This is a genomic window from Burkholderia sp. S-53 (assembly GCF_025560745.1).
Classification (GTDB): Bacteria; Pseudomonadota; Gammaproteobacteria; order Burkholderiales; family Burkholderiaceae; genus Burkholderia; species Burkholderia pyrrocinia.
This window is the reverse complement of the sequence record NZ_CP090483.1, coordinates 2,389,127-2,403,687: the sequence shown is the minus strand read 5'-3', so window position 1 is coordinate 2,403,687 and position 14,561 is coordinate 2,389,127. Positions and strand designations below refer to the sequence as shown.

The 14,561-nt window shown below is 66.5% G+C and carries 13 protein-coding genes and 1 tRNA gene; 9 read left to right on the top strand and 5 right to left on the bottom strand.

Annotated features, from left to right (window positions below; genetic code table 11):
• Window positions 1-340: 340 nt before the first annotated feature.
• On the bottom strand, window positions 341-1,144 hold the full coding sequence (locus LXM88_RS16105) for an inositol monophosphatase family protein (RefSeq protein ID WP_047898462.1): 804 nt from the start codon (window positions 1,142-1,144) through the stop codon (window positions 341-343).
• A 280-nt stretch (window positions 1,145-1,424) separates the two neighbouring features.
• Here LXM88_RS16105 and LXM88_RS16100 point away from each other — a divergent pair, with 280 nt between their 5' ends.
• Both LXM88_RS16100 and cysE read left to right on the top strand, forming a co-directional pair.
• Window positions 1,425-2,249 (top strand): RNA methyltransferase, encoded by an 825-nt coding sequence (locus LXM88_RS16100; protein ID WP_262533859.1) that lies wholly within the window; start codon window positions 1,425-1,427, stop codon window positions 2,247-2,249.
• A gap of 291 nt (window positions 2,250-2,540) precedes the next feature.
• Window positions 2,541-3,314, top strand: coding sequence for a serine O-acetyltransferase (gene cysE, locus LXM88_RS16095; protein WP_047901015.1), 774 nt, complete (start codon window positions 2,541-2,543; stop codon window positions 3,312-3,314).
• 52 nt (window positions 3,315-3,366) lie between these two features.
• On the opposite strand, the gene LXM88_RS16090 is transcribed toward cysE, so the two are convergent.
• The 4 genes from LXM88_RS16090 to LXM88_RS16075 all read right to left on the bottom strand — a co-directional run bounded on the left by LXM88_RS16090 (window position 3,367) and on the right by LXM88_RS16075 (window position 6,115).
• On the bottom strand, window positions 3,367-4,167 hold the full coding sequence (locus LXM88_RS16090) for a UDP-2,3-diacylglucosamine diphosphatase (protein ID WP_262533857.1): 801 nt from the start codon (window positions 4,165-4,167) through the stop codon (window positions 3,367-3,369).
• 27 nt (window positions 4,168-4,194) lie between these two features.
• Window positions 4,195-4,686, bottom strand: a complete 492-nt coding sequence (locus tag LXM88_RS16085) for a peptidylprolyl isomerase (protein WP_006478428.1) — start codon at window positions 4,684-4,686, stop codon at window positions 4,195-4,197.
• 88 nt (window positions 4,687-4,774) lie between these two features.
• Window positions 4,775-5,350 (bottom strand): peptidylprolyl isomerase, encoded by a 576-nt coding sequence (locus tag LXM88_RS16080; protein WP_096471249.1) that lies wholly within the window; start codon window positions 5,348-5,350, stop codon window positions 4,775-4,777.
• A 39-nt stretch (window positions 5,351-5,389) separates the two neighbouring features.
• Entirely contained in the window at window positions 5,390-6,115 is a 726-nt protein-coding gene (locus LXM88_RS16075) for a tetratricopeptide repeat protein (protein ID WP_262533823.1), read from the bottom strand.
• Window positions 6,116-6,349: 234 nt separating this feature from the next.
• On the opposite strand from LXM88_RS16075, the gene cysS reads away from it, so the two are divergent.
• The 7 genes from cysS (at window position 6,350) to LXM88_RS16040 (ending at window position 14,554) form a co-directional block, all read left to right on the top strand.
• Entirely contained in the window at window positions 6,350-7,747 is a 1,398-nt protein-coding gene (gene cysS / locus LXM88_RS16070) for a cysteine--tRNA ligase (protein ID WP_262533820.1), read from the top strand.
• Between the two features lie 43 nt (window positions 7,748-7,790).
• Window positions 7,791-8,618, top strand: a complete 828-nt coding sequence (locus LXM88_RS16065) for a DNA-3-methyladenine glycosylase family protein (RefSeq protein WP_262533818.1) — start codon at window positions 7,791-7,793, stop codon at window positions 8,616-8,618.
• A 103-nt stretch (window positions 8,619-8,721) separates the two neighbouring features.
• A complete protein-coding gene (locus tag LXM88_RS16060; RefSeq protein ID WP_262533816.1) occupies window positions 8,722-9,693 on the top strand; it encodes an acetyl-CoA carboxylase carboxyltransferase subunit alpha in 972 nt (323 codons plus the stop codon).
• Between the two features lie 46 nt (window positions 9,694-9,739).
• On the top strand, window positions 9,740-11,161 hold the full coding sequence (tilS, locus tag LXM88_RS16055) for a tRNA lysidine(34) synthetase TilS (protein WP_262533813.1): 1,422 nt from the start codon (window positions 9,740-9,742) through the stop codon (window positions 11,159-11,161).
• 343 nt (window positions 11,162-11,504) lie between these two features.
• Window positions 11,505-12,755, top strand: coding sequence for an aspartate kinase (locus tag LXM88_RS16050; protein ID WP_262533809.1), 1,251 nt, complete (start codon window positions 11,505-11,507; stop codon window positions 12,753-12,755).
• 113 nt (window positions 12,756-12,868) lie between these two features.
• Window positions 12,869-12,962 (top strand) — tRNA-Ser (locus LXM88_RS16045).
• A 203-nt stretch (window positions 12,963-13,165) separates the two neighbouring features.
• The gene (locus tag LXM88_RS16040; protein WP_262533807.1) at window positions 13,166-14,554 is read left to right on the top strand and encodes a hypothetical protein; all 1,389 of its coding nucleotides are present in this window, start codon (window positions 13,166-13,168) and stop codon (window positions 14,552-14,554) included.
• Window positions 14,555-14,561 lie beyond the last annotated feature (7 nt).

Here is a 14,561-nt window from a genome sequence, read left to right as displayed (position 1 = left end):
CGGGCCCGACAAAGCGGGCAACGCCAGGATCGGAGCGTGAAGCGACCGTTGCGGGGGGAAGATTGTCCACCCCCGAACAATCGGACGGCGAAAGTCGCTCCATCATGGCGGTGCCGGCGAGCGGCTGGTTCGAAAGCCGCGCCAGGCGTGCGTCGCCGCCGGTGTCGTTCATGCCGGCCAACATAGCACATCGATATCGGTGCCACGCAAAAATGCGGCCGCCAGAGGAACAGGGCGGTAGCGACGTGCTGCACAAGCAGCATCGCGTTGCCGACGGCCCGTGCCGCACGAAGCGGACCGGGCTGTCGCAGCGCGCCGCACGGGTGGGCGCGGCCTGCGTTTATTCCGCCGCCGGATGCACGCGGGTGTAGCGATTCAGGATCGGGATCATCTGCGCGTAGATCTTCGGGTTCGCGGCGACGATCTCGTGGCGATGCAGGAAATCGGCATCGCCCGTGTAGTTGCCGACGAGGCCGCCGGCCTCGGTGATCAGCAGGCTGCCCGCCGCCATGTCCCACACGTTGATGCCCTGCTCGAAGAACGCGTCGAGGCGACCGGCCGCGACGTTCGCGAGATCGAGTGCCGCCGCGCCCGGGCGGCGCAGGCCCGTGCAGGCCTGCGTCATTTCGGTGAAGAGGCGTGCGTACGCGTCGAGACCGTCCTTCTCGCGGAACGGGAAGCCCGTACCGACCAGTGCGTCCGACAGGCGGTCGCGGCGGCCGACGCGGATGCGGCGATCGTTCAGGTACGCGCCGCGACCACGCGTGGCCGTGAACAGGTCGTTTTTGTTCGGATCGTAGACGACGGCCTGCGTGACGACGCCCTTGTGCTCGAGCGCGATCGATACGCAGTAGTACGGGAAGCCGTGGATGAAGTTGGTCGTGCCGTCGAGCGGATCGATGATCCACTTGAACTCGGATTCGTTCTCCGATTCGCCCGACTCTTCCGCGAGGATCGCGTGGTCGGGGTAGGCGGTCTTCAGCGTCTCGATGATCGCCTCTTCGGCGGCCTTGTCCACTTCGGTGACGAAGTCGTTCTGCTGCTTCTTGCGGATCTCGATCAGGTCGAGATCGAGGGACGCGCGATTGATGATCTGTCCGGCGCGGCGCGCAGCCTTGACAGCAATATTGAGCATGGGATGCATGAGCCTGGATCCTGTAGCCGGCGGCACGGGCCGCCACGAAGTGGAACAACCGTCCGGAACGGCGCAAGCGTGCCGGGCGAGGTGAGACGCGAATTGACAAAGAGCGGGGTACGACCCGCGCCGCACGGAGTGCGACGCGTAAAGGCATGATTTTACCCGATTTTTGGCGGTTTCAGGCGACCGGAATGGGGGGAAACCCCCACCGTCCGTCCGGACGAGTGGGTTTGCCGGGGCGATGGCGCTACCATACGGCCATTCTGATGAACCGAGTCGTATCGTAGTGGAAACCCCGCAGAACACCGCCGCGCCGTCCGAATCTGGCGCGGCCACATCCCGGCCGCCTTGCGGCGGCTTCACGTCCACCCGCTTCGTGCTCGTCGAGCCGAGCCATCCCGGCAATGTCGGGGCGGCTGCCCGCGCGCTGAAGACGATGGGCTTCTCGCGCCTCGTGCTGGTCGCGCCCCGCGTGCCGCACGTGCAGAGCGACCCCGAGGCGATCGCGATGGCCAGCGGCGCGGACGACGTCCTCGCGTCCGCGCATGTCGTGCCGACGCTCGGCGACGCGCTGTCCGGCGTCCACTGGTCGATCGCGCTGACCGCGCGCACGCGCGAATACGGGCCGCCGCGCTTGGCGCCTCGAGCGGCCGCCACGCAGGCGTGCGCGCAGGTCGGCGCGGGCGACATCGCGCTTGTGTTCGGCAACGAGCGCACCGGCCTCGCGAACGAGCATGTCGAGCAGTGCAGCGCGCTTGCGCACATCCCGGCGAACCCTGCTTACAGCTCGCTGAACCTTGCACAGGCCGTACAGGTGCTCGCGTACGAGTTGCGCGTCGCGTTTCTCGAACAGGCGAGCGAGCCGTCGCCGCAACCGTCGGCCGAGGCCGGCACGCTCGCGCAGAGCGACGAGATCGAGCGGATGTACGTGCACCTCGAGAACGCGCTGATCGCGCTCGATTTCCTCGACCCGCGCAATCCGAAGAAGCTGATGCCGCGGCTGCGGCGCCTGTTTGCGCGCACGGGCCTCGAGCGCGAGGAGGTCAACATCCTGCGCGGCGTCGCGAAGCACATCCTGCTGAAATCGGGCAAGCCCGACGGCGACGCGTAAGCGGCCGGCGCGCCGGCAAGCGGGCGTTCGGGGGCAGCGCTCCGGGAGTGCGCTTTGTCGGCGTTCGGAAACGCCGGGCCCCGAGCGTTTCCGGCCGACCGAACATCCCGCAAACACCGAGACAGCAAGCCTCCCGCCCGAATACCCGCGCGGGCGGCGGGGTGAACGCGCGACCTCGTGCGGCCGTGCGCGACTGGCCCTACAATCGCCGGACGTCATAAGCAAATTACCCGGCGCGATAACGGCCGGTCATTGCCGGCGGTGCGCGCCGGCCTTTTTCCCGATCAGATCATGTTCACGAGACTGCGCGAAGACGTTGCAACGATTCGCGAGCGGGATCCCGCCGCTCGCAGTGCCTGGGAAGTGCTGACCTGTTATCCGGGGCTGCATGCGCTCGTGCTGCACCGTTTCGCGCATGCCTGCTGGCGCGCGAAGCGCTACTGGCTTGCACGTTTCGCGTCGCAGGCCGGACGGTTCCTGACGGGTATCGAAATCCACCCCGGTGCGACGATCGGCCGGCGCGTGTTCATCGATCACGGCATGGGTGTCGTGATCGGCGAGACGGCGATCGTCGGCGACGACTGCACGATCTATCAGGGCGTGACGCTGGGCGGCACGTCGCTCACGCGCGGCGCGAAGCGCCACCCGACGCTCGAGGCCGGCGTGATCGTCGGCGCGGGCGCGAAGGTGCTGGGCGGTTTCACGGTCGGCGCGGGCGCGAAGATCGGCTCGAACGCGGTCGTCGTGAAGCCGGTGCCGGCGGGCGGCACGGCGGTCGGCAATCCGGCGCGCATCGTGATGCCGGCGCAGCCGAAGCCGCAACCGGAACGCGCGGCGTTCTGCGCATACGGGATCACGCCGAACGCCGACGATCCGATGTCGCTCGCGATTCACGGCCTGATCGATCACGCGGCGAAGGAAAGCCGCCGCGTCGACGAGATCGTCGCAGCGCTCGAGCGGCTCGGCACGCATCTGGAAACGCTGCAGGGCGCCGATGCGGCGCGCCTCGACCTGCGCAGGCTGTCGGCGGTGCTGGAAGGAAAGACGGTCGAGCGCCAGGCGTAAGGCGACGTCCACCGCCGGCTGCCGGTCGGTACGACGGCAGCGGCGGGTGGCGTCAGTCGAGCGGCATCGCGTGGATGCCTTCCGCGTCGACGCGCAGGTAGCCGCCGCGCGGCTTGCCGTGGTCGAGATCCCAGTCGGGCAGCACCCAGCGTATGCCGCCCGGTTCGGCGTGGCTCGCCGGGCGGTGCGTGTGGCCGTGAATGATCACGGCCGCGCGGCTCTTCTTGAACAACGCGGCCACGCCTTCGCGCGTGACATCGTAGATCGCCGAAGCGGGGCGCATCCGGCCTGCTTCGCTGTTCGAGCGCATGCGTTGCGCGAGCGCGCGGCGCCAGCGGAGCGGCCACGCGAGAAACAGCCATTGCGCGACGCGGTTGCGCGCGAAGCGCCGGAATACCTGGTAGCCGCGATCGGCCGTGCATTGCGCGTCGCCGTGCGCGAGCACGATGCGCTGGCCGAACGCCATGATCAGCGAAGGGTCGGGCAGCAGCATCGCGCCGGCTGCCTTCATGAAGCGCCGGCCGAGCAGGAAATCGCGGTTGCCGTGCATCACGTAGAGCGCGATCCCGCGTTCCGAGAGCGTGTGCATCAGCGCGGCCATGCGTGCCGCGAACGGATCGTCGTCGAGGATGTCGTCGCCGATCCAGTATTCGAACAGGTCGCCGAGGATGAACACCGAGTCGGCGCTGTCGGCGGTGTATTTCACGAAATGCTCGAACGCGGCGACCGTCTTCGGAATCGCTTCGCTCAGGTGCAGATCGGAGAGAAACAGGAACGGGCGTGCGGCTTGCGCGTATTCGCGCTCGCCCGGCACGCCCGCGGAGACGCTTCGCGGCGGACTCTCCTGCAACATCGAAGTGCCTCCGTTACTTGCTGCGCGTCAGACTACGACGGCCTTCTCGATCACGACGTCGTCGGTCGGCACGTCCTGGTGGAAGCCGGCGTTGCCCGTCTTGACGCCCTTGATCTTGTCGACCACGTCCTGGCCTTCGACGACCTTGCCGAACACCGCGTAGCCCCAGCCCTGCGGCGTCGGCGACGAGTGGTTCAGGAAGTCGTTGTCGTTCACGTTGATGAAGAACTGGGCCGTTGCCGAGTGCGGATCGTTCGTGCGTGCCATCGCGACCGTGTAGTTGTCGTTCTTCAGGCCGTTGTTCGCCTCGTTGTCGATCGGCGCGTCGGTCGGCTTCTGCTTCAGGCCCGGCTCGAAGCCGCCGCCCTGGATCATGAAGCCGTTGATCACGCGATGGAACACGGTGCCGTCGTAGTGGCCCTTCTTCACGTAGTTCAGGAAGTTCTCGACCGTCTTCGGTGCCTTCGCGGCGTCGAGCTCGAGCTTGATCACGCCGTGGTTCGTATGCAGTTCAACCATGATGAATTCCTTCGGTGAGGCGGTTTAAATGGCACGCGGCCGGTCGTGCGACGCGGCCGCGTGAGTCGCCGGACGTGCCGGCAGGTTCTTACTTCGAGACGATGCTGGCCGATTCGATCACGATCGGTTGCGCGGGCACGTCCTGCATCGGGCCGCGCGAGGTCGTCGCCACGCCTTCGATCTTCTTCACGACGTCGAGACCCGACACGACCTTGCCGAACACTGCATAGCCGTTGCCGTCCGGGTTCGGGTAGTCGAGGCCGTTGTTGTCGACCGTGTTGATGAAGAACTGCGCGGTGGCCGAGTTCGGGTCGCTCGTGCGCGCCATCGCGATCGTGCCCGTCAGGTTCTTCAGACCATTGCGGCTCTCGAGCGGGATCGGCGCGCGGGTCGGCTTTTCCTCGAAGTTGGTCTTGTAGCCGCCGCCCTGGATCATGAAGCCCTTGATCACGCGATGGAAGATCGTGCCGTTGTACTGGCCGGCCTTCACGTAATCGAGGAAGTTGGCGACCGATTTCGGCGCCTTCTCCGGGTAGAGCTCGACGCGGATGTCGCCCTGCGAGGTCTTCAGCTGCACCACGGGGTGCGCGGTGGCCGTTTGCGCGAACGCGGGCGCGGTCGCGAGAAGGGCGGCGCCGCCAAGCGCCAGCAACAGACGTTTCATTGCGATCCTCAGGTTGGGAAGGAAAGGGGGCCGCGCCGCTTATTGCGACGGCGGCGCGACGTACGGCGCCGCCAGTGCGCCCGACGGACCGCTGAACTGGAACGTCGGCGACATCGGCAGCGTGGTGGTGCTCACGTTCGCGGCTGCGCGTTCGGAGTAGTCGCGCGTGGCCGGCGTGACCGCTCGGGCATTCGGCGCGGCCTTCGGCGGCGACACGATCTTCTGCAGGTCGGCGAGACGTTGCGCGGTCGCGCCGCTCGTGCGGCCGAGCGATTGCGCACGCTTGTACGATTCGGCCGCGAGGCGCAGGTACAGGTCGCCGAGGTTCTCGTACGCGAGCGAGTAGCTCGGGTTCGATTGCGTCGCCGTGACGAGCGCGGTGCGCGCTTCGTCGTAGCGGCCGTGCTTCGCGTAGAGCGCCGCGAGGTTGTTGTACGGCTCGGGCAGTTCGGGGTACGCCTGCGTGATCGCGACGAACTGCTGGATCGCGTCGTCGTCGCGGTTCAGGCGGGCCAGCACGGTGCCGCGCTTGAACTGCGCCTGCACGTCGTGCGGGTTCGACGCGATGCGCGCGTCGAGTTGCGCGAGCGCCTGCTTCCACTGCTTGCCGGCGATCGACGCGTCGATTTCGGGGGTGCCGTCGGCGGTGGCCGGGGCCTTCTGCGCATGCGCTGCGGGGGCCGCGAACAGCGTCAGCGCGACGCCCATGACGGTGGTCGCTACGAGGGTCGCAGCGCTCGGCGCGCGGCCGCGATGAGGTTTCATAGGCGTAAATCGGAATGTTATACTCCGAGCCATTCTAACAAAACGTCTGCGCGTTCCGGCGAGCCGCAGGCAGTCTTTCTTAGCCTCTCGTGGCCGTCACCGCTGTGCTTGCAGCCTGACCGCCCCATGTGATAGCGAGGACGCTCGGCCTGGCGCCGCAGCAGATGGTCCATCCGTTTCGCATGCTGGGCGAGCCTCGCCAGGGCGGTTTCCTTCGGCTCACGGTTCATCTCTATGGAATCACTGCGCATCTACAACACGCTCGCGCGTGACAAGCAAGTTTTCGTGCCGCGCCAGTCCGGCGAAGTGCGGATGTACGTATGCGGGATCACCGTCTACGACTATTGTCACGTGGGCCACGCGCGCATGCTGGTCGTGTTCGACCTCGTCCAGCGCTGGCTGCGTGCGATCGGCTACCGGGTCACGTACGTGCGCAACATCACCGACATCGACGACAAGATCATCCGCCGCGCGGTCGAGAACGGCGAGACGATCAAGTCGCTGACCGACCGCTTCATCGGCGCGATGCATGAGGATGAAGGTGCGCTCGGCATCCAGCGGCCCGACATCGAGCCGCGCGCGACGCAATTCATTCCGCAGATGCTCGGCATGATCGAGACGCTCGAGACGAACGGCTATGCGTACCAGGCGACCGACGGCGACGTCAATTACTCGGTGCGCAAGTTCGCGAACTACGGGAAGCTGTCGGGCAAGTCGCTCGACGATCTGCGCGCGGGCGAGCGTGTCGCCGCGAACGACGCGAAGGAAGATCCGCTCGATTTCGTGCTGTGGAAGCGCGCAAAGCCGGAAGATCCGGAAGGCGCGTCGTGGGCGTCGAAGTACGGGATGGGCCGCCCGGGCTGGCACATCGAGTGCTCGGCGATGGGCTGCACGCTGCTCGGCGATCATTTCGACATCCATGGCGGCGGACAGGATCTGCAGTTCCCGCACCACGAGAACGAGATCGCACAGAGCGAAGGCGCGACCGGCCAGACGTTCGTCAATTACTGGCTGCACAACGGCTTCGTGCAGGTCGACAACGAGAAGATGTCGAAATCGCTCGGCAACTTCTTCACGATCCGCGAAGTGCTCGAACGATACGACGCCGAAGTCATGCGCTTCTTCATCGTGCGCACGCACTACCGGTCGCCGCTCAATTACAGCGACGTGCATCTCGACGATGCGCGCGCGTCGCTCACGCGCCTCTACACCGCGCTGAAGGATGTCGAGGCCGACACGCTCGCGCTCGACTGGAACGAGTCGCACGCGCAGCGTTTCGCGGCCGCGATGAACGACGACTTCAACACGCCCGTCGCGGTGGCCACGCTGTTCGAGCTGGCGGGCGAGGTGAATCGCACGCGCGACGCATCGCTCGCGCGGCAACTGAAACAGCTGGCAGGCCTGCTCGGCCTGCTGGGCCGCGAACCGCGCGCGTTCCTGCAGCAGGCGTCCGGCGCCGCGCAGGCGGGCGGGTTCGCTGCCGACGAGATCGAAGCGAAGATCGCCGCGCGCGTCGCGGCGAAGCAAGCGAAAGACTATGCCGAAGCGGACCGGATCCGGGCGGAACTGCTCGAGGCCGGCATCGCACTTGAAGACAAACCGGGCGGATCGACCGAATGGCGTCGCGTATGAGCGCGGTGCGTTCCACTGACCGATCCGTCAGGTAGGAGGCAAGATGGCAACGGCCAGAAAAGCGCCGGTCAGGCGCGCGACCCCGGTCGCCGCGCGTCCGGCAGCCAAGCGCGTGCCGGCGGCGAAGGCGGACGCGTCGCGTGCCGCGCCGAACGGCGCGCTCAACGGTCATGCGCAGCCGGCGGCCGCGCTGCCGGCCGCCGACGCGGCCCGCAAGACGCGTGTGTCCGAAGCGGACGGCGAGGAGGTCGTCGTGCGTCCTGCGTACTGGGACAAGGCGTGCGCCGACCTCGTCAAGCGCGACCGGATCCTGAAGAAACTGATTCCGAAGTTCGGTCCCGCGCATCTCGTGAAGCGCGGCGACCCGTTCGTCACGCTCGCGCGCTCGGTCGTCGGCCAGCAGATTTCGGTGCCGTCCGCGCAGTCGCTGTGGGCGCGCATCGAGGATGCCTGTCCGAAACTCGCGCCGCAGCCGGTGATCCGGCTCGGCGCGGACAAGCTGATCGCGTGCGGGCTGTCGAAGCGCAAGACGGAATACATCCTTGATCTTGCGCAACATTTCGTGTCGGGCGCGCTGCACGTCGACAAATGGACGTCGATGGACGACGAGGACGTGATCGCGGAACTCACGCAGATCCGCGGCATCAGCCGCTGGACGGCAGAGATGTTCCTGATCTTCAACTTGTCGCGGCCCGATGTGCTGCCGCTCGACGACCCGGGCCTGATCCGCGCGATCAGCGTCAATTACTTCAGCGGGGAACCCGTCACGCGCAGCGAGGCGCGTGAAGTCGCGGCCAACTGGGAACCGTGGCGCACCGTCGCGACCTGGTACATGTGGCGCAGCCTCGATGCGCCCGACGCCGACGCCTGAGCGTCGGCTATCGGGTTTTAACTATCAATAGTTGAGAGCCGGTTTTGAGTGTCGCCCGCGCGGGTAGAATACGCGCTGCCGCAAGACCCAAGGATTCGAACACATGAAGACCACGTTTCTGGATTTCGAACAGCCGATCGCCGAACTTGAAGCCAAGATCGAAGAGCTGCGATTCGTGCAGGACGACTCGGCTGTCGATATTTCGGAAGAAATCGAGCGGCTGTCGAAGAAAAGCCAGCAACTGACGAAGGACCTCTACGCGAACCTGTCGCCGTGGCAGGTTTCGCAGATCGCACGGCACCCGCAGCGTCCGTACACGCTCGATTACGTTGCGGAACTGTTTACCGATTTTCACGAACTGCACGGCGACCGCGCATTCGCGGACGATCTGTCGATCGTCGGCGGTCTCGCGCGCTTCGGCGGCCATCCGTGCATGGTGATCGGTCACCAGAAGGGCCGCGACACGAAGGAGCGCGCCGCGCGCAACTTCGGGATGCCGCGTCCGGAAGGCTATCGCAAGGCCGAACGCCTGATGCGTCTCGCCGAGAAGTTCGGGCTGCCGATCTTCACGTTCGTCGACACGCCGGGCGCGTACCCGGGCATCGGCGCGGAAGAGCGCGGCCAGTCGGAGGCGATCGGCCGCAACCTGTACGTGATGGCCGAGCTGAAGACGCCGATCATCACGACGGTGATCGGCGAGGGCGGTTCGGGCGGCGCGCTCGCGATCGCCGTGGCCGACACGGTGATGATGCTGCAGTTCTCGACCTACTCGGTGATCTCGCCGGAAGGCTGCGCGTCGATCCTGTGGAAAAGCGCTGCGAAGGCGCCGGAAGCCGCGGAAGCGCTGGGCCTGACCGCGCACCGCCTGAAGGCGCTCGGCCTGATCGACAAGATCATCAACGAGCCGCTCGGCGGCGCGCATCGCGATCCGAAGGGCATGGCGGCGCTGCTGCGCCGCGCGCTCGCCGATTCGCTGCGCCAGTTCCAGGGCATGAGCATCGATGCGGTGCGCGAGCGCCGCCTTGAACGCCTGATGGCCTACGGCAAGTTCAAGGAAACCACGCCGGGCGCATGACCGGCCGCGTGTTCAATCCGCGCGCCGCTGCGCGCGCGCCCCTCTCGTGATCCCACCGACCGAATTCTCCGCCGACCGCGTCGTACTCGACGCGGTCGGCGTTGCGCTTTCCGGCATGCCGTCCGATGCACGCATCGCGATCGCGTACAGCGGCGGCCTCGATTCGACGGTGCTGCTCGACGCGGCCGTGCGGGTCGCGGGCGCATCGCGTTGCGTCGCGCTGCACGTGCATCACGGCCTGAGCGCGAACGCCGACGCGTGGGTCGCGCATGCCGAAGCGGAAGCGGCACGGCTCGGCGTCGAGTTCGAGTCGATGCGCGTCGACGTGCCGCGCGACAGCGGTCTCGGTATCGAGGCGACTGCCCGCGAGCGTCGTTACGCCGCGCTCGACGCGATGTGCGAGCGCCACGGCGCGACCGCGCTGTGGCTCGCGCAGCACGCGGACGACCAGGCCGAGACCGTGCTGCTGCAACTGCTGCGCGGCGCGGGGATCGCGGGGCTCGCCGCCATGGCGCCGCGCTACCGTCCCGACGGCGTGAGTGTCGAGCGCGTGCGTCCGTTGCTGCGATTGTTGCGCGCGCAACTCGAGCGCTATGCGACGCAGCACGCGCTCGGATGGATCGACGACGAATCGAACAGCGACACGCGCTACGCGCGCAATGCGCTGCGCATCGACGTGCTGCCGGTGCTGGCCGTGCATTTCCCGGGCTTTCGCGACGCGCTCGGTCGCGCGGCCCAGCATGCGGCCGCAGCACAGCGGCTGCTCGACGATCTGGCCGAACTGGATTTCGCGGTCGCCGCACGCGATGACGGGCGTGCGCTGTCGCGCGAGTCGCTGGTCACGTTCGACGACACGCGCGGCGCGAACCTGCTGCGCTTCTGGATGCGCCGGCTCGGTTTGCCGGGTGCGTCGGCCGCCCGGCTCGCCAACATGATGAGGCAGTTGCGCGCCGCGCACGACGCGCATGCGCTGCGCGTCGATCACGCGGGGCAGTGCCTGCGGCTCTACCGCGACGTCGTCTACTGGGAAGCGGGCGACAGCGCCGAACCGGCCGACGACGGCACGGGTACGCCGCACCCGGAGGCGGCGCTCGCGTGGGACGGGCAGGAAGTCTGGCACCTGCCGGGATGGCGCGGCACGTTCGTGTTCGCGCCGGCCGACGCGGGCAGCGCCGGCGCGGTGCCGGAGGCGCTGCTGCGCGGCGCACGGCTCGCCGCGCGCGCCCGGGCGGGCGGCGAGCGGATGCGCACGTCGCCGGGCGGCCCGGGCCGGACGCTGAAGAACCTGTTCCAGGAGCGTGGCGTGCCGGCATGGCAGCGCGACGTGCCGCTGCTGTTCGCGGGCGAGCGGCTGATCTACGTGCCGCGGCTGGGCGTGAACTGCGACGGCGAGTTGTTCGACAACGGGCCGTCCGGCGGCGGCGTGTGGCGCCGGATCGAATGGCGTCCCGACCTGCTGATCGCGTAACGGCGGGCAGGCTTCCGGCGGCGCGATGGCGCGCCCATTTTCACCATTCGGTAAACAGCGCCGGAACGCCCGTGGACACGGCGGGCGGCTTGTCAAGCGGGCTTCTATCGGGTACGCTCGGTCGTTTGCTCGGCTCGATTTTTGAGCGATTTGTGCAGGTTTCCCGCGTGACGTACCCGGTTTGCGCGGCCTGATCGGCCTTCCGGGCAAATTCCGTCACGCTTGCGCGTTGCGTCCCAGCCGTCCCCCTCGTCGTCCGTCCACAGCCACAAGCCGCGTGACCGAACGGCAACCCGGCCTGCCCAGCGCGCCCGTGCGGTTTCTCCTCCAGTTCAGAACGACAATGGCACTCATCGTACACAAATACGGCGGCACTTCGATGGGCTCGGTCGAGCGCATCAAGAACGTCGCGAAACGCGTCGCAAAATGGCATCAGGCCGGGCACCAGATGGTGGTCGTGCCTTCGGCGATGTCCGGCGAAACCAACCGTCTGCTCGGTCTTGCGAAAGAGATTTCGAGCCAGCCGAGCCCGCGTGAGCTCGACATGATCGCGTCGACCGGCGAGCAGGTCAGCGTCGGCCTGCTGTCGATCGCGCTGCAGGAAATCGGCGTCGAGGCCGTGAGCTACGCCGGCTGGCAAGTACCGATCAAGACCGACAGCGCGTACACGAAAGCGCGCATCCACTCGATCGACGACGAGCGCGTGAAGGCCGATCTGAATGCAGGCAAGGTCGTGATCATCACGGGCTTCCAGGGCGTCGATCCGGACGGCCACATCACGACGCTGGGCCGCGGCGGCTCGGACACGTCGGCGGTGGCGGTCGCGGCTGCGCTGGGTGCCGAAGAGTGCCTGATCTACACGGACGTCGATGGCGTCTACACGACCGATCCGCGTGTCGTCGAAGAGGCGCGACGCCTCGATCGCGTGACGTTCGAAGAGATGCTGGAGATGGCCAGCCTCGGTTCGAAGGTCCTGCAGATCCGCTCGGTCGAATTCGCCGGCAAATACCAGGTGAAGACGCGCGTGCTGTCGAGCCTGACCGATCCGCTGATTGCGCTCGACGAAGAAATGCGCTCGGGCACCCTGATTACTTTTGAAGAAGACGAGACCATGGAAAAGGCAGTCATTTCCGGCATCGCGTTCCAGCGCGACGAAGCACGCATTGCTGTGATGGGCGTGCCCGACAAGCCGGGCATCGCGTATCAGATCCTCGGCCCGGTCGCCGATGCGAACGTCGACGTCGACATGATCATCCAGAACCAGAGCGTCGAAGGCAAAACCGACTTCACGTTCACGGTCGGCCGCGGCGACTACCAGAAGGCGATGGACATCCTCACCAACCAGGTGAAGGGCCACGTGAACGCCGAGCAGGTGCAGGGCGACCCGAAGGTGTCGAAGGTGTCGGTCGTCGGCGTCGGCATGCGTTCGCACGTGGGCGTCGCGAGCAAGATGTTCCGCACGCTGTCGGAAGAGGGCATCAACATCCAGATGATCTCGACGTCCGAAATCAAGATTTCGGTGCTGATCGACGAGAAATACATGGAGCTGGCCGTCCGCGCGCTGCACAAGGCATTCGAACTCGACCAGGCATGATGAAATTTTCGTGATGCGATGACGAAATTGCATCACGGAAATTGACGCGCGGTTCGAAACCCTATACTATCTCGTTCTCGTCGCACTGCCTCCCTGGTGCGAGCGAAAGTTTGGGAGACGTGGCCGAGAGGTCGAAGGCACTCCCCTGCTAAGGGAGCATCTGGGCCAAAACCTGGATCGAGGGTTCGAATCCCTCCGTCTCCGCCAAAAGCGGTGACAAAGCCCCGCAAGTTCTCGGACTTGCGGGGCTTTTTCTTTTTCCGCTACGTCACGCGCAAGACATTCGATGGCTGCCACCGGATCTCGTTCGCGGACGGGCTCGGTCGGCGCAGCCGATCAGACAATGAGTGCTCGACTTGAGCAGCGGTAATGCGCTACATATCGCGTATCGATTGGCGCGACTCAAGGTGATGCTCTTGGCAAGCCCGCATTCAGTTCTGACTGTTCTCTCTCATCGACCTGTCGACGGACTGGTCGACAACCACGAGCGTTACGCGCGGCAGCACGGCTACCGCCATGCGACGGTCGACGGCATGCACGTGTACGGCGAGCGCCAGCAGGTCCTGCACAAGTACCACGCGATCATCGCGCAGCTCGTCGCGATGGAGCCGGGCGCATTGCTGCTCGTGCTCGATCCGTTCTCCGTCGTGTTCGATCCGCACGCGCTGCCGGATGTCGCGCACGGTTACGACGCAATCGTCACCACGCAAACGTCGAAGTCGGCACTGCCCGCCGCTAGCGGGATGATCTTCCGCAACGTGCCGGACGTGCGCGAGCGGTTGCGCAAGCTGGCGGTCGAACTGGGCAAGTGGGCGATGCATCTTCCGGAGCGGCACCACGCGTGCGAGGCGACGCTGCTCGAGGAGTACTTTCCGCCGCTGCCGTTCGACGTGCCGCTCGCCAATGGCCATTTCGCGTCGGCCCAGACGGTCTGGAGCGACGGGATCGCGATCGATTCGATCGCCGGCGCCCGGCCGCTCGTGGCGCACCAGGCGCCTGAGTGGCGGCAGGTGGAGGGCGTCTGGGTGCCGGCTGCCGACTATGACTTCCGCTATGTGGTGGCGCTCGTCGACGACGCCGAACGGTACCAGCGCGGCGATCCCCCGCACGCGATGGACGACTGGCGTGCCGCGCAGCAGCGAACGCGCGACGCGGAGCGGCATGTGAATCCGCACGCGCGTGTTGCGTTCGTGAGCCTGCATACGTCGCATATCGCCGGCTACGGCGACCTGCACGAAGAGAACTTCGTTCGCTACTGCACTCGGCATGGCTATGCGTACCACGCGTATCGCGAGGCGCCCGCATTCCTGCCGGGCGGCATCGATGCGAACTGGGCGAAGCTGCATCTGATTCGCGAACACCTGCCGCATCACGCGTTCGTGTTCTGGGTCGATGCGGACATCCTCGCGATCGATCAGAGTCAGGCCATCGATGGCTTGATCGACGGCCGCGACTTCGTGATTGGTACCGATCACACGGCCTGGGCGATCAACTCGTGCATGATCGGCGTGCGCAACGTCGCGCCGATGCGCGAACTGGTCGAGCGCATCTGCGCGCGCATCGAGAATTTCGGCGATCGTTCGTCGGTCTACGCGAGCGGCGGCGACCAGCAGGCGATTTATGTGGAACTGCTGCAGTCCGGCATGATCGATGCGCACCATATCGTCGATGCGATGACGCTTGCGTCATCGCCGGTCTATGCGACGCGCGACAGCCGCTTCGTCCATTTTCCCGCGCAACACGGCCACTATCGCGCGGTGACGATGCGCATATGGGACCGTCTGAGTCACCAGCGTTAGCGGCCGG